Source organism: Pseudomonas sp. LH21, from assembly GCF_036549575.1.
GTDB classification, from domain to species: domain Bacteria; phylum Pseudomonadota; class Gammaproteobacteria; order Pseudomonadales; family Pseudomonadaceae; genus Aquipseudomonas; species Aquipseudomonas peradeniyensis.
In genome coordinates this window covers 4,752,361-4,771,719 of record NZ_CP144367.1, presented here as the reverse complement: position 1 = coordinate 4,771,719, position 19,359 = coordinate 4,752,361, and the positions used below count along the sequence as shown (strand labels likewise).

Here is a 19,359-nt window from a genome sequence, read left to right as displayed (position 1 = left end):
TAGGCGGTTTTCCGCTTGTTGGCCTGGGTTGCTGAGCAATAATCCGCTCATTCGCGCTCAAGAAAGTCCTCTCTCACCAACCCATGGCGCTGCATCTTTTCATTGAGTGTGCGTCGCGGCAGTTGCAATGCCTCCATCACGCCCTTGATTTCGCCCTTGTGCTGGCGCAGTGCTGCGCGCAGGCACTGGGCTTCGAACGATTCCATCTGCTCGACCAGGGATTGCCCGCCGGACTCGATCTCCAGGGCCGGCGAGCCCAGCCCCAAGGCATGTCGTTCGGCGGCATTGGCCAGCTCGCGCACATTGCCCGGCCAATCGTGGGCCAGCAGGCGCGCCAGCTGCACGCCGCTCAGCGGCGGGGCGCTGCGCCCGAGGCGTTCGGCGGCGGCGCGGGCGAAATGCTCGAACAGCAGCGGGATGTCCTCACGCCGTTCGCGCAGCGGCGCCAGGCGCAGCTCGGCGACGTTCAGGCGGTAGGCCAGGTCTTCGCGAAAGCGCCCGGCGCGAGCTTCCTCAAGCAAGTCCGGCTTGGTCGCGGCAATGATGCGCAGGTCGACGCTGATGCTCTGGTTGGCGCCCAGCCGCTCGAGCTTGTGCTCCTGGATCACCCGCAGCAGCTTGGCCTGCTGGGCCAGGGGCATGCTCTCGATTTCGTCGAGGAACACGGTGCCGCCATTGGCGTACTCCAGTTTGCCGATACGCTTGCCCTGGGCACCGGTGAACGCGCCGCTCTCATGGCCGAACAGCTCGGCCTCGAACAGCGTCTCGGGAATGGCCGCGCAGTTGAGCGCGACGAAGGGCTTGTCGGCGCGCGGGCCGAAGTCATGCAGGCAACGCGCCACGCGCTCCTTGCCGCTTCCGGTTTCGCCACGAATCAGCACGTTGACCGGCAGGCCGGCCAGCTCCAGCACCTGGCGGCGCAGTTGCTGCAGCCCTTGGGACATGCCCAGCAGGGTGTTCTCCAGTTGCGCCTTGAGGTCGGCCTGTTCATGCAGGCGGCGGTTCTCCAGGACCAGCTGGCGCTTTTCCAGGGCGCGGCGCAGGCTGCCCATCAGGTGTTGCGGGGTGAAGGGTTTTTCCAGGAAGTCATAGGCGCCATTGCGCATCGCTTCCACGGCCATGGGCACGTCGCCATGGCCGGTGAGCAGGATCACCGGCAGGTCGGGGTCGCTCGCCTGCAACCGTTCGAGCAGCTGCAGGCCGGACATGCCGGGCATGCGCACGTCGCTGAGGATCACCCCGGGGAAGTGCGGCTCGAGCCTGTCCAGGCAGTCCTCGGCGCGGGCGAACAGCTGCACGCTGAAGCCCGACAGGCTCAGCCATTGTTCCACCGCGGTGCGGATGCTCGCTTCGTCGTCGACGACGATCACCGAATTCAACATACAGGCTCCAGGTCGCGGGGCAGGGTGAGGCTGAAGCGGGCACCGCCCGGCAGGTTCTCGACCTGCAGGCGGCCACCGGCGTCGATGACGATGCCATAGGAGATGGCCAGGCCCAGGCCCAGCCCTTCGCCGACCGGCTTGGTGGTGAAGAACGGATCGAAGACCCGGTCCAGGTCGCAGTCGAGGATGCCGCCACCGGAATCGAGCACGCTCAGGCGCCACTGCGCATCGTCGGCCTCGATGCGGATCTCCAGGCGTTTGTAACGCTTGTCGGCCATGGCGTCGATGGCGTTGCGCAGCAGGTTGATCAGCACCTGCTCCAGACGGATCGCGTCACCGCGTACCCAGGCCGGGCGCGCCAGGTACAGCGCCACTTCGACGCCTTCGGCGCGGATGCGGGTGTCCAGCAGGTGCAGCGCCTGGTCGACCACCGTGGCCAGGTCCAGGCGCTCGCGCAGGCCGCCGGGGCTGTTGCGGGCGAAGGTTTTCAGGTGGCCGGTGAGCGCGGCCATGCGGGTCAGCATCTGCTCCAGCGGTTCCAGGGCCTGGCGCGCTTCGTCATGGCGGCCATGGTCGAGGAGCAGGCGCAGGGTTTCCAGCTGCATGCGCTGAGTGGTCAGCGGCTGATTGATCTCGTGGGCCAGGGCTGCCGACATCTGCCCCAGTGCCGCTAGTTTGGCCGATTGCACCAGGCCTTCCTGGGCGGTATGCAGTTCGCGGGTGCGCTCCTCGACCAGGCGCTTGAGCTCTTCGCGGCTGCGTTGGCGCAGGCGGGCCAGGCGCAGGCGCTGGCTGACGAACAGCACGGCGAACACCAGGCTCAGCCAGATTGCCGCAGCGGCGAGGGCGGCGTTGCGCCCGTCCTCGGCGACCTGCGGCTTGCGCAGCAGGTGCAGGGTCCAGCCTTCGGCCTCCAGGGGCAGGCGCTCCCACAGGTACTCGGCGGTGCCATCCGGGCCCTGGACGCGGGTCAGGTGGCTGGTGTCGGTGAAGCGGGTCAGGGCCTGGTGCTGCAGGGGCACCAGCGGTTGCTTGTCGTACTGGCGGGTTTCGGCCAGTTCGGCGCGGTCGGCGCCGGACAGCGGTTGCAGCTCGCGGTAGCGCCAGCCGTCCTGGTTGGCGATGAAGGTGATGCCGCGGGCATCGCTGACCAGCAGGATATCGCTGCCCTGGCGCCACTCGCGCTCGAGCTCGGGAAACTCCAGCTTGACCACCATGGCGCCAAGGAAGCGGCCGTGTTCGTCGTTCACCGCGCTGGACAGGAAGTAGCCCGGCACGCCGCTGGTCACGCCGACGGCGTAGAAGCGGCCGCTACCCTGGCTGCGGGTCTGCTTGAAATAGGGGCGAAAGCCGTAGTTGGAGCCGACGTAGGTGGTCGGCAGGCGCCAGTTGCTGGCGGCGATGGCCAGGCCCGTGCGGTCGAGCAGCTCCAGGGTGGAGGAGTTGGCGGCGCCGTTGATGCGTTCGAGCTTGCGGTTCAGGGCGTCCTGCACCGGCTCGGTGACCGGTCCGCGCAGGGCGGCGATCAGCTCCGGATCCAGCGCCAGCACCGCGGGCAGGGCGCGGTAGCGCTCGATCAGGGTGTGCAGGGCGTTGGCATACAGGCCCAGTTGCTCGCTGGCCCGGCGGGCGTCGGTTTCCATGGCCTGGCGCTTGGCCTGGTGCATGGCCCAGCCGGCGCTGAGGGTGGTGCCGACCAGGATCAGCAGGATGATCAAACCCAGGCGCAGGGCGCGGAAGGATGAGGGCATGGGGCGGATCCGGGATCTCGGTTGTCTGTGCCGGCCTCATCATGGGCAAGCCCGCTCCCACACAGGACATGCATAACCCTGTGGGAGCGGGCTTGCCCGCGAAGGGGCCGAACCTGCTTAACGCAGCTCGAAGCTCTGCTGCTGCACCGCCTGCGAGTCGAGGCCGATCTGCACATTGAACTGGCCAGCTTCGGCGACGTGCTGCAGTTGGCCATTGTAGAACTTCAGGTCCTGCTCACTGATGTCGAAGGTCAAGGTTCGCGCTTCGCCGGCCTTGAGCATGACTTTCTGGAAGTTCTTCAGTTCCTTGACCGGGCGGCTCATCGACGCGCTCTGGTCCTGGATATACAGCTGCACCACGGTCTCGCCGTCGCGCTTGCCGGTGTTCTTCACCGTCACCCTGGCCTGCAGGGTGCCGCCACGCTTGAGTTCCTTCTGCGACAGCGCCAGCCCCGACAGCTCGAAGCTGGTGTAGCTCAGGCCGTAGCCGAACGGGTACAGCGGGCCGTTGGGTTCCTCGAAGTACTGCGAGGTGTAGTTGCCCGGCTTGCCCGGGGTGAACGGGCGGCCGATGCGCATGTGGTTGTAGTACATCGGGATCTGCCCGACCGAGCGCGGGAAGGTGATGGCCAGGCGACCGGACGGGTTGTAGTCGCCGAACAGCACGTCAGCGATGGCGTTGCCGCCTTCGGTGCCGCTGAACCAGGTCTCGAGGATGGCGTCGGCCTGCTCGCGCTCCCAGGCGATCGACAGCGGACGGCCGTTCATCAGCACCAGCACCAGGGGCTTGCCGGTGGCCTTCAGCGCCTTGATCAGGTCACGTTGCACAGCCGGGATCTCGAGGGTGGTACGGCTCGACGATTCGTGGGACATGCCACGGGATTCGCCGACCACGGCCACCACCACATCCGACTGCCTGGCGGCCTTGACCGCTTCGTCGATCAGCACGGCGGCCGGGCGTGGATCATCGACGATTTCCGGCGCGTCGAAGTTGAGGAAGTTCAGGTAGTCGAACATGGCCTTGTCGCCGGTCACGTTAGAACCCTTGGCGTAGACCAGCTTGGCCTTGCCCTCGACGGCGCGGCGCAAGCCCTCGCGCACGGTGACCGAGTGCTGCGGTTTGCCGTCGGCGGCCCAGCTGCCCATCATGTCGATCGGCGCATCGGCGAGGGGGCCGACCAGGGCGATGGTGCCGGACTTCTTCAGCGGCAGGGTCTGCTCGCGGTTTTCCAGCAGCACCAGGCCACGGCGTGCCACGTCGCGAGCGGCGTCACGGTGCAGGCGGTCGTCGGCGTAGTAGTCCTTCAGGTCGGTATCGGCCTTGGGAATGCGTACATAGGGGTCCTTGAACAGTCCCATGTCGTACTTGGCGCCCAGTACTTCACGCACCGCCTGGTCCAGCTCGGCCTGGCTGACTTCGCCGGACTTCAGCAGCCCAGGCAGTTCCTCGCCGTAGAGGGTGTCGTTCATGCTCATGTCGATGCCGGCCTTGATCGCCAGCTTGGCCGCTTCGCGGCCGTCGCGGGCCACGCCATGGCGGATCAGTTCCTGGATGGCGCCGTGGTCGCTGATGGTCACGCCCTTGAAGCCCCACTCCTTGCGCAGCAGGTCGTTCATCAGCCAGGTGTTGGAGGTGGCCGGCACGCCGTTGATCGAGTTCAGCGCCACCATCACCCCGCCGGCACCGGCGTCGAGGGCGGCGCGGTAGGGCGGCAGGTAGTCGTTGTACATCTTCGGCAGGCTCATATCGACCGTGTTGTAGTCGCGCCCGCCCTCCACCGCGCCATACAGGGCGAAGTGCTTGACGATGGCCATGATGCTGTCGGCGTTGGCCGGGCTCGAGCCCTGGAACGACTTGACCATCACCTGGCCGATTTTCGAGGTCAGGTAGGTGTCCTCGCCGAAGCCTTCGCTGGTGCGGCCCCAGCGCGGGTCACGGGCAATGTCGACCATCGGCGCGAAGGTCATGTCCAGGGAGTCGGCGGCGGCCTCGATGGCCGAGGTGCGGCCGACCTTGGCGATGGCGTCCATGTCCCAGGACGAGGCCAGGCCCAGGCCGATCGGGAAGATGGTGCGTTCGCCGTGGATGGTGTCGTAGGCGAAGAACATCGGGATCTTCAGGCGGCTGCGCATGGCCGCGTCCTGCATTGGCCGGTTCTCGGGGGCGGTACGCGAGTTGAAGGTGCCACCGATGCGCCCGGCGGCGATTTCCTCGCGGATCTTGTCGCGGGGCATCTCGGGGCCGATGCTGATCAGGCGCAACTGGCCGATCTTCTCGGCCTCGGTCATCTGGCCGACCAGATGGTCGATGAACGCCTGCTTGTCTTGCAGGGGCGCGGCGGTGGGGGCGGCAAGGGCCGCCTGACTGGCAAGGCCCATGGCCAGGCCCAGCAAAGACAGTTTCATCATCAATTCCGTTGTCGAGTGATAAGCGGCTGGCCGAGACGTTTCGTACGCCTGTTGTTGTCGCGTCCGCTGGCGGTTCTGTGGATCATTCATCCATGATCCGGCGCAGTCGCGGATTATGCCTTATATGAGGCGTTTGTTGAGATACACTCTCGCCCACCCGATTGCCGGGATAACAACGATAAGAACGCTCGAGAGACGAAGGCATGACCGAATACGAACAGCGCCAGATCGCCGAGGCGATCGCCCGCGCCGAGCGGCGTACCGATGCGGAACTGGTGACCGTGCTGGCCCGCCGCGGCGACGACTTCCCCTATTTGCCGTTGCTCTGGGCGGCCCTGTTGGCCTTGCTGATCCCCGGCGCGTTGCATTTGTGGCTGGGCGGTATTGGCGTCAACGGCCTGCTATTGGCGCAGATGCTGACCTTCATCAGCCTCTGTCTGCTGCTGCGCCACCCGCGCCTGGCGGCCTGGGTGGTGCCGTCGGTGCTGCGGCGCCGGCGTGCGTCGGGGCTGGCCCGCCAGCAGTTTCTCGAGCTCAATCTGCAGCGTACCGCCGGTGCCACGGGGGTGCTGATCTTCGTCAGCGAAGCCGAGCGTCATGTCGAGATCCTGGTCGACGAAGGCATTGCCCGGCACCTGCCGGAGCAGGCGCGCGAGGCGATCGTCGCCCGCTTCACCGACCAGGTGCGCCAGGGCCATACCCTGCAGGGGTTCGTCGAATGCATCGAGGCCTGCGGTGAGCTGCTCAGCGAACACGTGCCGCCCACCCATGCGCGCAATGAGCTGCCTAACCGCTTGGTGATTCTCGACTGATTCTTGTGGTCTGAATCAATGCCTGTTGTCGTGGGAGCGGGCTTGCCCCGCGAACACCGGCGAAGCCGGTGTCATGCATCGAGTTATCGGTTTCGCGGGCAAGCCCGCTCCCACAGGGGTTCGCGATGGCCGGACATCAACGTAGAATGCCCGGCATTGCGCATAGCGCCCCCCGCATTCCGAGGCACCCGTTCCCATGTCGTCCCCTTCTTCCGCCCCCACCGCGCCGGACGCGCGTGCCCAGTTCCTGAGCCTGCTCGCCGATGCCCTGGCCGATGGCAGCCTGAGCAAGCTGGTGCTGGCCCGTCATGTCGGCGCCGACCAGACCCTGCAGCGGATCATCGCCAAACCGGTGCAGATCAAGGGCCAGGCCTGTCTGTCGCTGGTCTACCGTCACCAGACCCGCGACATCACCCGCAACCTGGGGCTGGACCCGGCGTTGGCGCTGGTGGCCGAGCTGCTGCCGGAGAGCTTTCGCAATGCGCACCTGTTCACCGCCGCCGGCGAGGTGCAACTGGAGTTCAGCAAGAAGGGCAAGCCGATGCTGCGCCGCCATCTGGCCCAGGCCCAGCCGGCGCCACGCGAGACGGGGGCTGGCGGGCACGACCGCGAGAAAAAGCGCTACCTGGAACTGTCACGACCCTTCCTGCGCGACCTGGGAGTGACCGACGCGCAAGGCGCGCTGATCCCGTCGATGTCGCGCAAGTGGAAGCAGATCAACAAGTTCATCGAAGTCTTCGACCATGCCTTGAGCGGCGCGCCGGTGGACGAACAGCAGTGCCTGAAAGTCGCCGACTTCGGCTCGGGCAAGGGATACCTGACCTTCGCCATGCACGACTACCTGCGCAATACCCTTGGGCGTGAGGCGCAGGTCACCGGTGTCGAGTTGCGTGCGGACATGGTCGAGCTGTGCAACGCCGCCGCCGCGCGTCTGGAGCATCCGGGCCTGGTGTTCGAATGCGGTGATGTGCGTAGCGTAGTGCCTGATGCCATCGACGTGATGATCGCCCTGCATGCCTGCGACATTGCCACCGACTACGCCATCCACACCGGCATTCGCTGCAACGCCGCGATCATCATGTGCTCGCCGTGCTGCCACAAGCAGGTTCGTCCGCAACTGCGCAGCCCCGGCTTGTTGCAGCCGATGCTGCAGTACGGGCTGCACCTGGGGCAGCAGGCCGAAATGCTCACCGACAGCCTGCGGGCGCTCTATCTTGAGGCCTGTGGCTACGAGACCAAGGTGTTCGAGTTCATCTCGCTCGAGCACACCAACAAGAACAAGATGATTCTTGCGGTCAAGCGCCGACAGCCCCAGGACAATGCGGCGTTGCTGGAGAAGATCGCCGAACTCAAGGCGTTCTATGGGGTACGCGAGCATTGCCTGGAAACCCTGCTGCAGGCGGATGGCCTGATTGCTGGGTGATTGAACCTACAGCACCTTCCCAGTTTCGGTTAGGCCCTTTCCGAAAGAGTCTTTCTGAGCCTGTTGCAGCCTCCCTGGCACCTAGTCTGGCTTGTGGTGACGCCCGTCGGCGTTGCATGGTTGTCACTTGACAACCTTTTTTTCATGCCCATACTGGAGCTCAATCGATGGCCCGTCCTCTCCATCCAAACAAGGAAGTCGAGCAGTCCCTGGTTCACGCTGAGGCGCAGGGCTGGAAAGTCACGGTGCGGGGTGGCCATTGCTGGGGGCGGATCTATTGCCCCAACAACGACCGCGAATGCCGCTGTGGCGAGTTCTGCATCACCAGCGTGTGGAGCACACCCAGAAATCCGGGCACCTTCGCTCGCCAGTTGCGCCGGGTCGTGGACAACTGCACGTCGATGCGCGGGATCGTCAATCAGCCAGTGGAGCGAAAGTGATGGAGTACGAATTCACCCTCAAGTACCAATTGCACGACGGCGTGGACGTCGATGCACTGATCGAGCTTCTGGGAGAGGCCGGTTGCGATGACGCGGTGGTCGGTAGCGGTCAGCCCGGCCGCCTGGCGCTGGCCTTTGCCCGCGAGGGGAAGTCTGCATGGGAGGCGATGCACAGCGCCCTGGAGAATGTCCGGCAGGTCTTGCCGGAGGCCCGCCTGATCGAGGCCTGTCCCGACCTGGTCGGCCTGACCGATGTGGCGGCGCTGGTGGGGGTGTCCCGGCAGAACATGCGCAAGCTCATGCTCACGCATCACCGCACTTTCCCGGCCCCGGTACATGACGGCAGCCTTTCGCTCTGGCACCTGGCCGACATCCTGGCCTGGATGCAGGAGCGGGGTACCCACGCCGTTGCCCAGGCGCTCCATGAACTGGCTGTCGTGGCGATGCAGGTGAATGTCGCCAGGGCACAGGAGCGGGTGGCGAGCGGCAGGTGATGCAGTCCATTGCATCATCGCCGTTGCGCAGGATCAGAAGAACCGGGTCACGCTGATCTTGGCATTGCGCCCCTGGGTGTAGGCGTTCTCGCCTGACAGCTCCGGCCGGATGGCCTTGTTGAACAGGTTGTCCACGGTCAGGTTGACCTCGGTGCCCTTGAGGTACGGCTGCTGCGGTTTCCAGTTGGCGAACAGGCCGTGGATCTGGTACTTCTCGTTGCCGAAGTTGTCGTAATAGCGGTCGCCGAGGGCACTGGCCGGGCCCTCGAAGTACTTGTCACTGGGCAGGTGGTGGGTGGCGCCGACGAACTGTGCGGTCCAGCCGACACGGGCGTCCCAGGACGGAATCTTGACCCCCAGGGTGGTGATCCATTTCGGCGCCGGCACATCCTTGGCCCACACGTCGGGGCCCCAAGGATTGGTGTAGGCGCCCTCGTGGCGGCCTTCCATCCACGAGTACGAAACCGCCCCGAACCAATAGGTGGCGTCGTAGAAGGTCTCGATCTCGAAGCCCTTGTAGGTCACGTCACCGATATTGCGGTAGTTGCCCATCAGTCCGTCGCCGCAGGTGTTGGCGATGGTGCCGCCGTTTACCAGCTGTTCCTGGCAGCCGATGCCGGTGGCCTTGAAGATCTCGTCAGTGACCTTGTTGTGGAATGCCATGGTGCGAATCTGCGCGCTGTCACCCTGGCTGAACACGTTGGTGAAGGTGCTGATGCTCCCCACCCGTACACCGGTAATGCGCTCGGGGTCGAGGTTGCGGCTGGTGGCGGTGCGGCTGCCGACACCCTGCACTTCATACTGTTCATCAAGCACCGGGGCGCGCCAGGTCTTGCTGTAGTCGGCGAACAGCGCGGTCTGCTCGTTCATTTTCCAGAACAGCGACAGACGTGGCGACCAACCGCTGTAGGTCTTGTCGCTGTAGTCGTGGCCAGCCGCCGGATTGTTGTAGTACGGCGCCTGGTTGGGCTTGCCCTCGTTGGTCACGTGATCGTAGCGCAACGACGGGGTGACGGTCAGGTCGCCGAAGGTGATGGCGTCCTGCAGGTAGTAACCTTGGCTGTCGACCTGGCCGCTGGGCATGAAGTACGGCTGGTAGTGGCCATAGTTGTACTTGGGTACTTCGTAGGTCTTGCCGGGCATCCACATCTGCGTGTCCCGGTCATGGCGGCGCACCTGCACGCCGGCGGTGAAAGCATGTTCCAGGGGGCCGGTGAGGAAGGTGCTGGTGTTCTTCACATCGAGCATGCGGTCCTTGTACTCGGTATCCATCTTGCGCCCACCGGTGGCGGGCTGGAAGAACGCCGTAGCGTCGCGCTCATCGGTCTGCTTGGTGTCCGATTCGGAGTACTTCACCTGCAGGTCCACCCACGGGTTCTCGATCGGTTGGTACTTGTAGGTGGCCGACCAGGTGGTGTCGATGGTGCGGCGGTTGGCCAGGAAACGCTTGAGGGCAGCTTCGTATCCGTATTTCTTGATATCCGCCGCGGTGGGCGGTGTGCTGAAGGCGGTCGATGAGAACGTGGTCCAGCGCTGGCTTTCCGATTGCGCCCAGGACAGTCCCAGGCTGTGCTCGTCGGTGAAATGGATGTTGGTCTTGAGCAGGGCGCCGTCCAGGTCCAGGGCACTGTAGGGAATGCGCTGAGGGTTGATCGGCCATTTGCCGGTGGGGTCGGGCAGGCTATCGGCCATCTTCAGGTTGCCGCCATCGCGCTTGGTGTAATACACCAGGCCGTCGATGCGACCGTCGTCGGTACGGCCGAACAATGCCGAGCTGTAGATCTGCTGGTGGTCGTTGCTGCCATAACCGTATTTGAGCATCGCACCGCTGTTGCGACCCTCCTGCAGCAGGTCGCCGGCGTCCTTGGTCTCCATGTTGACGCTGCCGCCGAAACCGCCATTGCCGGTCTTGACCGAGTGCGGTCCTTTTTCGACCTCGATGTGTTTGATCAGCTCGGGCTCGATGAATATGGTGCCTTGTTGATAGCGCTCGAAGCCGCTTTTGGGCGCACCGTCGAGGGTCATCGGCACGTCCTCGGCGTCGCCGAAGCCCCAGATGTTGATGGTCTGGCCGCCGGGCTTGGACGAGCCGCCCATGTTCACGCCCGGCAGGGTCGCCAGCACGCTTGGAATGTTGCTGGGCTGGTAGCGGTCGATCTGCTCCTGGTCGAGGGTCGAGCGCCCGACGTTGCCTGCGTCGACTTGCTGGCCGTCACCGACGATGCTCACGGCCCCAAGTTGCAGGCTGTTGTCGGCAGTCGGGTCGTCCTCGCGCAGGCGCACCACGTAGGTGTTGCCCATGCGCACGACACTGAAGCGGCTGCCCAGCAGCAGGCGCCCGATGGCCGCCTCGGCCTCGAAGTCGCCCTTGAGCGCCGGTGCCTGGGCGCTGCCGAGCAGGGCCTCGTCGAACAGCAACTGGACCTTGGCCTGCTGGGCCAACTGGCTCAGCGAGCGGGCCAGCGGTTGCGCCGGCAGGTCGAAGGGTACCGGCGCGGCTTCGGCGGCCAGGCTCATGGCCAGGCACAGGGCCAGCAGGGTAGGTCGGGCAGGCAGGCAGTGCAATGGACGCAACGCGGACAACATGGATTCCCCCAAACGGCAAAAGGCCGGAAAAAGCCCGCCATCACGCGGCAGGCGGGGAGGAAGACGCGGCGTTGCGACAAAACCTCACCTGCGAATGATAAAAATTCTCAAATTATTTTTAGCGTCGCTCTATGCGCAGGCGCCCGTCGGCGAGCAAGGTGGTCTTGACCGGCAACAGCGCGGGCAGGGCATTGAGCAGGGCGTCCGGATCGTGCACGTCGAGATTGCCGGACACCTTGTAGTGGCCGAGCGCCGGATCGGCCAGCACCACCGGGTGCTGGCGATACAGGCCGAGCTCGTCGACCAGGCTGGCCAGTTCGCGGTTGCGGAAGCTCACATGGCCCTCGCGCCAGTCGGCGACCTGCTGCTCGCCGAGTTCGTGGCGGGTCAGGCTGCCGCGGGCCAGGTCGTAAGTGGCGCCCTGATGGGCACCAAGCAGCACGGGCGGGTTCCGCTCACCTGGTGTATCGAACGCCACCTGGCCATGGGCGACCGCCACCACCAGCTCGCGCTCGCCACGACGCAGGTCGAAGCCGGTGCCGACCACGCGTACTCGGCCGCTGCCGGCGTCGACGAACAGGGGGCGCTCCTTGTCCGGCGCCACCTCGATGTACAGCTGGCCGTGATCGAGATGGATCAGCCGGCGCTCGGCGCTGAAGTCCAGGCGCAGGCGGGTCTGGGCGTTGACGAAGAGCTGGCTGCCGTCGGGCAGTTGCAGGGTCTGCAAGGCCTGGCCGGCGGCGATGCGCTGGCTGAAGGCGGTGCTGCCCGCCCCCAGGTTGCCCGCCAGCACCGCGCAGAGCAGGGCCGCCGCGGTTGCCAGGGCCGGGCGCCAGCGTGGCGCGCGGCGTACCGGCAAGGGCACGGGGCGGTTGGCCTGCTTGAGCGCGGCCAGGTCATCCCACAACTGCTCGAACTGGCGGTAGGCGCGGGTGTGCTCGGGCGTCTGCATCCACAGGGCGAACGCCTTGCGCTCCTGGCGCGACGGCTGGTTGCGGTTGCGGCTGAACCAGCTCGCCGCCTGGGCGTCGATCGGGCGCGGGTCGAGCTCGTCGGTGGGGGTCATGGGAACTGCTCCGTGCCGTTGTCACTGTCCAGGCGTTGCTTACATTGCAGCAGGGCGGCGGCGATGTGCTTCTCGACCATGCTGACGGAAATGTTCATGCGTTCGGCGATCTGGGCCTGGGTCAGGCCTTCGAAACGGTGCAGCATAAGGGCTTCGCGGCGTCGCGGCGAGAGTTCGCTGAGCACCTGGCGCAATTGATTCAGCCGTTGTTGCTGTTGGGCATGGTCCAGCGGGTCATTGGCCGGTGGTTCATGTGCTTCGGGCAGGTTGTCGTCGGCCAGCACCGCGTGGCGGACTTTCTGCCGTCGCCAATGGTCGCTCAGCAGGTTGCGCGCCACCTGGAACAGGAACGCGCGGGGCTGCTCCACCTTGGCCCGGTCCCGGTAGCCCAGCCACTGGGCGAACACATCCTGGGTCATGTCAGCGGCATCGCTGGCATTGTCCATGCGCTTGCGCAGGAAATGCAGGATGTCGGCATAGAAACCGTGGGCGACAGGGTCGGGCTTGGGGCGCTGCATGCACGCTTTCCGGGCTGGCGTGGAGGAAAGGGTGCGGATCTTATCGAGAATTATTTACATTTGCAAAGTTGCCGATTCAATGTCGACGAGCGTGACTGGCGGGCACGGTAATCGCCAGTTCGGCCAACCCCAGGGGATGACTGGCTGAATCGAAGAAATGCAGGGGAATTTGGTCAAGATCGGCGAAACGGTCGATAAAGTGCTGCTTCTGGTTGATGATCGAGGCCTCGCTCAATGGCCGGATGGCGATGGCCAGGTGCCGGGGCCGTGCCTGGCGGATGGCCTCGAGCAGGTGCTGGTCGCTGGCGTCCAGATGCTGGCCGAACAGGCACAGGCCACCCTGTTCGCGGGCCAGCTGGCCCAGGCTCCAGGACAGGTAGTCCGAGTGGCGGATGGCGCGCAGTTTGTCCTCGCTGCGGCTCTCGTTGACGAACAGCGGCACTTCGCCGGGGATGTTGACGGCGAAGCCTTCCAGCAGTTCGGCCTGCTCCGCGCTGCGCTGGCGAGTGCTGCCGTCGGGCAACTTGAGCAGGTGCATGCCGCCATGCAGGTGCAGCACACGAATGCCTTCGACCTGGCTGCGGCGCACATCGAAGAAACCCTGCTCGTCGAACAGGCTGGCGAAACCTTGCGCATCCTGGGCCATGGCCCAGGGCAGGATCAGGTCGTAGTTGCTGGTGTAGACGGTGCGGTACTGGCGCAGCGCCTGGTTGATGGCCGTGCGCGCCGCGTCGGGGAACAGCGGCCAGGGCAGGTGCACGGCGCGCACCGCGTGGATCAGCGCTTCCTTGATCGAGTAATAGCGGTTAAGCGGCGCGGTGGAGTTGATCGCCAGTGCGGCGTTGGCCCGTACCGTGGTGTTCAGGGTGCTGAGCACTGGCTCGAACAGCTCGCTGCCCAGGGCCTTGAACAGCGCCTGGTCGCTCACGCCCAGCGCCTTGTGTCGCACCTGCTGGGCTTGCTCGAACAACGAGAAGTAGCCGAACGGTTTCCACAGCGCGCGGCTGGCGCCGTTGCCCAGCAGCAGGGCCGTGCTGGGGTGGCGCTGGTTGAGGTCGGCCCAGGAGGGCAGGTGGGCGTCGAGAGCGGGCATGGGCGGTCCGTTGGGTGTGGCGGAAAACGCCGGGGACTTTAGCATGTCATGCAGAGTGTGCGAGGCTTGCGCCTTCAAGGACTGCACCGTTGACCTTGCCGGCGTCTTCCGGAGGCCGGCCCCGATCTGCAAAGGACTCCCCATGTACAAGCCCCTTCTCCTGGCCACCCTGCTGGCGAGCACTGCCGCCCATGCCACTGACGGCAAGGCCCTCGCCAGCGCCCAGGACATTCCTCATCCGGCCGTGATCGCCCATCGCGGCGCCTCGTTCGACGCGCCCGAGTCCACCACCCCCGCCTACCTGCTGGCCCGAGAGCTGGGCGCCGACTACCTGGAAATGGACCTGCAGCGCACTCGCGATGGCGTGCTGGTGGTGGTCCACGATGATGTGCTGGCCCGCACCAGTGATGTCGCGGAACGTTACCCCGAGCGCAAGGCCAGCCCGGTCAGCGCCTTCACCCTGGCCGAGCTCAAGGCGCTGGACGCCGGCAGCTGGTTCAACAAGGCCTATCCCGAGCGTGCCCGGGATGCGTTCAAGGGCCAGCGCATCCTGACCCTGGACGAGGTGATCGACATTGCCGAAGGCAACCCCGAGCGTCACCCCGGCCTGTACATCGAGACCAAGGAGCCGGCCCAGTTCCCCGGCATCGAGCAGGACCTGAAGAAGCGCCTCGAAGCCCGCGGCTGGCTCGACAAGCCGGGCCGGGTGGTGTTGCAGACCTTCGACCGCAACAGCCTCAAGCTGCTGCACGAAGCCATGCCGCAGGTGCCGAAGATCCTATTGCTGTGGGTGGCCAAGGGCAGCATCGAACCGGCCTCCGGGCAGGACTTCGCCGAGTCCGGCGAGCAGGACAAGTCGGCCTTCTACGCCCGTCAGCAGCCAAAGGACCGCGCCGAGTTCGAGCGCTGGCTCGACTACGCCAAGGCCGGCGGCGCCATCGGCACCGGCCCTTCGGCGATCCGCACGCACCTGGGCGAGCAGAGCTATTCCGACTTGATCCAGCCCTGGATGAACCAGGCCAGCCATGCCAAGGGCCTGCTGGTGCATGTGTACACCCTCGACGAGGCGGTGGACTTCGACAAGGCGATGAAAGCCGGCGTCGATGGCATCTTCACCAACCGCGCCGCTGAGCTGATGCGCTTCTATGGCAGGCCGTTGCCGCAGAACGAGGGCCAGTTGCTGCGCAAGCTGGGTTACTGATCGACAAGATGATTGCTAGTGTCCTGTCTCGGAAATAAGCTGTTCACTTTTGGCGGCGTCTTGGGCGCCCGGCCGGCGTTGCCACTCCTCGCCATAGCCCTGCTATGACTCGTCGCGGCGCCTTGGCCGAACACCCAAGCCACTCGCCAAAAGAGAACGTATTCCCGAGACAGGACACTAGCGATGGCCGAATGACATGTGTGAGAATGATAGGGATTCCTATTAACGGCCCTCGCCACATCCGCAATGACCTCCCTTTCCAGCGTTTGGCGCGCCCGGCCGGCCCTCAAGGCGGCCGTCGACGATCTGCTCGCCCATTACAGCGATCTGCGCCGCTACCTCTGCGGGCGGCTGCGCAATCCTGACGACGCCGCCGACATTGCCCAGTCCAGCTTCGCCCAGGCTTATGCCCATGCGCTCAACGCACCGGTGATCAATGCCCGTGCCTTGTTGTTCCAGGCGGCGCGCAACCTGTGCATCGACCAGTACCGCCGGCGCAGCACCGAACTGGCGGCGCTGGAAGACTGGCTGGCGCGGGCCGATCGGCTCAGCCCCAGCGTGGAAGAGATCATGATCGCGCGCGAACAGCTGCAGCACCTGATCGCCCGCATCGAACGCATGCCCAGGCTGCGTCGCGAGGTGTTCGTCCGCGTGCGCCTGCACGGCTACAGTCATCGAGAGGTGTGCGAGGCCCTGGCGCTGTCGGCCAAGTCGGTCGAGCTGCATATCGCCCGGGCGGTCTTCGACCTGTCCGAGCTGCGCCTGGCGAGCCGTCATGACTGAGCCGGCCGCGCCGCGCAAGGTGCAGCAGGCGCTGGTCTACCTGGCGGCGCTGCAAGGGGACGATCCGGAACGCGTGCGCAAGACTCACGGCCTGGCGCAGCGCTGGCGCGGGCGCAGCGTTGAGCATGAGCGCGCCTGGCTGGAAGCCGAGCAGCGCTGGCAGATGGTTCACCGCCTCGCGCCGCAACTGCGTGGCGCGTTGCAACCGCAGGCCTGCGATGTCGGTCGTCGGCGGGTGCTGCGCCAGGGCGGCGCGCTGGCCGTGCTGCTGGCCGCAGGTGGCTGGCTGGGCTGGATGTACAAGCGCACCGCGCCGCTCCACCACGACCTGCAGACGGCCCACGCGCAGGTGCCGCAGGCCCTGGCACTGCCCGATGGCAGCCAGTTGCTGGTGGCGGCCGAAAGCAACCTGCGCGTGCGTTTCGATCATGGCCAGCGCCAGGTCCTTCTGCTGCACGGCAACGTGTTCTTCGATGTCGCCCATGAGCTGTGGCGACCGTTCCTGATCAGCACGCGCCTGGGCGTGGTGCAGGTGCTGGGCACCGCCTTCACGGTCAGCAACCGTGGCGACCGGGTCCAGGTGGCGGTGGCCAGGGGACGGGTCCAGGTGCGCGACCTGCAGGGAGGCGAGCAGGTGCTGCAGGCCGGCGAACGCATCTGCCTGGATGGCCAGGGACGGCTGGGCAGCTTGCGTAGCGGTGGCCGGTTCGGCCCGGACCTGGCGCACTGGCAGCGGGGATGGTGGTCGTTCACCGACCAGCCGCTGGTCGAGGTGATCGGCGAGCTCAATGCCTATGTCGGGCGGACCGTCCGGGTCGATCCGGGGGTGGCCAACCTGCGCTTGACGGGCAGTTTCCCGAGCGACCGCCCCGAGGTGTTGCTCGAAGCGTTGCCGGGGATCCTGCCGGTCAGGCTGCTGGAACAGGGGGCGCAGCGCCTGGTCGCACCGCGCTGAAATCCCGCGAAATTGTTTTGAGGGGTAAACCGCCGCTGCCGCGTCATCAGCAGTGAACCCACCTCCTGCAAGGACCGATCATGTCGCTTTTCACCTCCCGCTTCCCCGGCACCCTGCGGCGCCTGGCCATGGCCTGCGCCCTCGGCGGCAGCGGCCTGGCCCTGGCCGACAGCCCGCCGCTGAACCTCGACCTGCCGGGTCAGTCGCTGGAGGCCACGGTGCATGCCCTGGCCCATGAGTCGGGGGTGGCGATCGCCGCCGACAGCCGTGTACTGGCCGGGCGCAGCGCGCCAGCCTTGCAGGGCCGCTACACGGTGCTGCAGGCCCTGCGCCAGCTGCTGGCCGGCAGCGACCTGGTGGCGGTGGAAGAAAACGGTGTGATCATCCTGCGCGGCCCGACCGACCAGGGGGCCCTGACCCTGGGGGCGACCACGGTCAATGCCTCGGGCTTCAACAGCGACCTGCCGGAAAGCTACAGCGGTGGCCAGGTGGCCCGGGGCGCGCGCATCGGCATGCTGGGCAACCGCGACCTGATGGACACCCCCTTCAGCGTCACCGCCTACACCGCCAAGACCATCGAGAACCAGCAGAGCGGCACGGTCGGCGCGGTGTTGCGCAATGACCCGTCGATCCGCTTCAGTACCGGTGAAGGGCATGCCTACGAGAACTTCATGATCCGTGGCTATGCCCTGGACTCCACCGAGCTGGCGCTGGGGGGGCTCTACGGCCTGGCGCCCGATGGTCACGTACCGACCGAATTCCTCGAGCGCGTCGAGGTGCTCAAGGGGCCGGGCGCGCTGCTCAATGGCATGGCGCCCAACGGTGGCGTGGGCGGGGTGGTCAACCTGGTGCCAAAGCGTGCCGGTGATGCGCCGTTGACCCGCCTGACCACCAGCTACGTGTCCGATGGCTATGTCGCCGAGCATGTCGATGTCGGCCGGCGTTTCGCCGATGGCCGCTTCGGCATTCGTTTCAATGGCGTCTATGGCAGCGGCGACACGGGCGTCGACGAACAGTCCAAGGACCGCACCCTGGCGGCACTGGCCCTGGATTACCGTGGCGATGATTTCAAGCTCGAACTGGATGCCTACGAAAACCACGAGAAACTGGAGAACGGCAGCCCGATGATGGCCGGTTTCAGTGGCCTCAATCATGTAACCCGTGCACCCAAGCCGGACACCAACATCCTTGAAGGCATCCACGCCCGGCAGATCAGCAAGGCCGTGGTGGTGCGTGGCGAGTACCAGCTGGATGACAGCTGGACCGCCTACGCCAGCGTCGGTGGCGCCCGCACGCGCTACGACGGCTTTCTCAACGGCACCCGGGTGGTGGTGAACAAGGCCGACGGCACGGCCAAGGGGGAAACCTACAACCAGGCCGGATACACCCACAGCCTGTCCACCGAGGCCGGTCTGCGCGGCAACTTCATGACCGGCCCGGTCAGCCACCAGATGGTGCTCAGCACCACCTTGCTGCACCAGGATATCGGTCGTGCGCCGACGGTCACCGGAGCCAAGTACCCCACCAACATCTACCACCCGGGCAAGGCGATCATCGCCGGCGACCACGGCAGCAGCACCAAGACCGGCGACAACACCCTGTCGAGCTTTGCCGTGGCCGATACCCTGGGCTTCATGGACGAGCGTGTGCTGCTCACCCTCGGGGTCCGCTCCCAGCGTGTGCGGCAGAAGATGAGCAACCCTTCGTACGACGAGCAAAAGCTGACCCCGGCCGTGGGTATCGTGTTCAAGCCCTGGGACGCGCCGGTGTCGTTGTATGCCAACTACATCGAGGGCCTGACCCAGGGCGGCATGGTCACCGACCAGAAGGCCGCCAACTACGGCGAGCAGTTCGCGCCGTATGTCGCCAAGCAGATGGAGGCCGGGGTGAAATGGGACCTGGGCGACTTCACCCACACGCTGGCGGTGTTCCAGATCGACAAGCCCAGCATGATCTACGACAAGCCCAGCAATCGCTACAACGATGACGGCGAGCAGCGCAACCGTGGCGTGGAGTGGACGCTGTTCGGCGAAGTCGTCCCCAGCGTGCGCCTGCTCGGTGGCGTGACCTACACCCGCGCCGTGCTGAGCAAGACCGCCAATGGCGCCATGGACGGCAACACCGCCCGCGGCGTGCCGGCCTGGTCTGCCAACCTTGGCGCCGAGTGGGACCTGCCTGGGGTCGAGGGCCTGACCTTGACCGCCTTGGGTATCCACAGCAGCTCCCAGTACCTCGATTCCGCCAACCAGTTGAAGATCCCACAGTGGACCCGCTACGACCTCGGCGCCCGCTACGCGACCAAGGTGCTGAGCAGGGAGGTGACCCTGCGCGCCAGTCTGGAGAACGTCGAGAACCGCGCCTATTGGGCCGGGGTGTTCAACGATGGCTACGCCACCGTCAGCGAACCGCGCACGCTCAAACTCTCCGCCAGCGTCGACTTCTGAGG

Annotated in this window: 15 protein-coding genes; 8 read left to right on the top strand and 7 right to left on the bottom strand. The window is 65.9% G+C overall.

Features of this window, described 5'->3' with window-relative positions; all coding sequences use genetic code 11:
* Window positions 1-47: 47 nt before the first annotated feature.
* The 3 genes from VUG52_RS21770 to bglX all read right to left on the bottom strand — a co-directional run bounded on the left by VUG52_RS21770 (window position 48) and on the right by bglX (window position 5,542).
* Window positions 48-1,382, bottom strand: coding sequence for a sigma-54-dependent transcriptional regulator (locus VUG52_RS21770; protein WP_050703935.1), 1,335 nt, complete (start codon window positions 1,380-1,382; stop codon window positions 48-50).
* The gene (locus VUG52_RS21765) at window positions 1,376-3,133 is read right to left on the bottom strand and encodes an ATP-binding protein (protein ID WP_050703936.1); all 1,758 of its coding nucleotides are present in this window, start codon (window positions 3,131-3,133) and stop codon (window positions 1,376-1,378) included. The genes VUG52_RS21770 and VUG52_RS21765 overlap by 7 nt, the downstream gene beginning before the upstream one ends.
* Window positions 3,134-3,250: 117 nt before the next feature.
* Entirely contained in the window at window positions 3,251-5,542 is a 2,292-nt protein-coding gene (bglX, locus tag VUG52_RS21760; protein ID WP_050703937.1) for a beta-glucosidase BglX, read from the bottom strand.
* 203 nt (window positions 5,543-5,745) lie between these two features.
* Between bglX and VUG52_RS21755 the strand changes: the two genes are divergently transcribed.
* The 4 genes from VUG52_RS21755 to VUG52_RS21740 all read left to right on the top strand — a co-directional run bounded on the left by VUG52_RS21755 (window position 5,746) and on the right by VUG52_RS21740 (window position 8,711).
* On the top strand, window positions 5,746-6,354 hold the full coding sequence (locus VUG52_RS21755) for a TPM domain-containing protein (RefSeq protein WP_050703938.1): 609 nt from the start codon (window positions 5,746-5,748) through the stop codon (window positions 6,352-6,354).
* Window positions 6,355-6,550: 196 nt separating this feature from the next.
* On the top strand, window positions 6,551-7,777 hold the full coding sequence (locus VUG52_RS21750; protein WP_050703939.1) for a class I SAM-dependent methyltransferase: 1,227 nt from the start codon (window positions 6,551-6,553) through the stop codon (window positions 7,775-7,777).
* A gap of 167 nt (window positions 7,778-7,944) precedes the next feature.
* Entirely contained in the window at window positions 7,945-8,217 is a 273-nt protein-coding gene (locus VUG52_RS21745) for a hypothetical protein (protein ID WP_050703940.1), read from the top strand.
* Window positions 8,217-8,711, top strand: a complete 495-nt coding sequence (locus VUG52_RS21740) for a helix-turn-helix transcriptional regulator (RefSeq protein ID WP_050703941.1) — start codon at window positions 8,217-8,219, stop codon at window positions 8,709-8,711. The genes VUG52_RS21745 and VUG52_RS21740 overlap by 1 nt, the downstream gene beginning before the upstream one ends.
* Window positions 8,712-8,744: 33 nt before the next feature.
* On the opposite strand, the gene VUG52_RS21735 is transcribed toward VUG52_RS21740, so the two are convergent.
* From VUG52_RS21735 to VUG52_RS21720, 4 genes are all read right to left on the bottom strand, one after another.
* Window positions 8,745-11,297: a TonB-dependent receptor gene (locus VUG52_RS21735; protein ID WP_050703942.1), complete on the bottom strand. Its 2,553-nt coding sequence runs from the start codon at window positions 11,295-11,297 to the stop codon at window positions 8,745-8,747.
* Between the two features lie 118 nt (window positions 11,298-11,415).
* The gene (locus VUG52_RS21730) at window positions 11,416-12,363 is read right to left on the bottom strand and encodes a FecR family protein (protein ID WP_262950170.1); all 948 of its coding nucleotides are present in this window, start codon (window positions 12,361-12,363) and stop codon (window positions 11,416-11,418) included.
* Window positions 12,360-12,881: an RNA polymerase sigma factor gene (locus VUG52_RS21725; RefSeq protein ID WP_050703944.1), complete on the bottom strand. Its 522-nt coding sequence runs from the start codon at window positions 12,879-12,881 to the stop codon at window positions 12,360-12,362. Before VUG52_RS21725 ends, VUG52_RS21730 begins: the two co-directional genes overlap by 4 nt.
* A 76-nt stretch (window positions 12,882-12,957) precedes the next feature.
* Window positions 12,958-13,974 carry a DUF4917 family protein gene (locus VUG52_RS21720; protein ID WP_050703945.1) on the bottom strand — a complete coding sequence of 339 codons (1,017 nt, stop codon included), beginning with the start codon at window positions 13,972-13,974 and terminating at the stop codon, window positions 12,958-12,960.
* A 142-nt stretch (window positions 13,975-14,116) separates the two neighbouring features.
* Between VUG52_RS21720 and VUG52_RS21715 the strand changes: the two genes are divergently transcribed.
* The 4 genes from VUG52_RS21715 to VUG52_RS21700 all read left to right on the top strand — a co-directional run bounded on the left by VUG52_RS21715 (window position 14,117) and on the right by VUG52_RS21700 (window position 19,357).
* A complete protein-coding gene (locus VUG52_RS21715; protein WP_050703946.1) occupies window positions 14,117-15,175 on the top strand; it encodes a glycerophosphodiester phosphodiesterase family protein in 1,059 nt (352 codons plus the stop codon).
* Window positions 15,176-15,421: 246 nt separating this feature from the next.
* The gene (locus VUG52_RS21710) at window positions 15,422-15,958 is read left to right on the top strand and encodes an RNA polymerase sigma factor (RefSeq protein WP_050703947.1); all 537 of its coding nucleotides are present in this window, start codon (window positions 15,422-15,424) and stop codon (window positions 15,956-15,958) included.
* The gene (locus VUG52_RS21705) at window positions 15,951-16,913 is read left to right on the top strand and encodes a FecR family protein (RefSeq protein ID WP_050703948.1); all 963 of its coding nucleotides are present in this window, start codon (window positions 15,951-15,953) and stop codon (window positions 16,911-16,913) included. The genes VUG52_RS21710 and VUG52_RS21705 overlap by 8 nt, the downstream gene beginning before the upstream one ends.
* An 80-nt stretch (window positions 16,914-16,993) precedes the next feature.
* A complete protein-coding gene (locus VUG52_RS21700; protein WP_050703949.1) occupies window positions 16,994-19,357 on the top strand; it encodes a TonB-dependent receptor in 2,364 nt (787 codons plus the stop codon).
* Window positions 19,358-19,359: the final 2 nt, after the last annotated feature.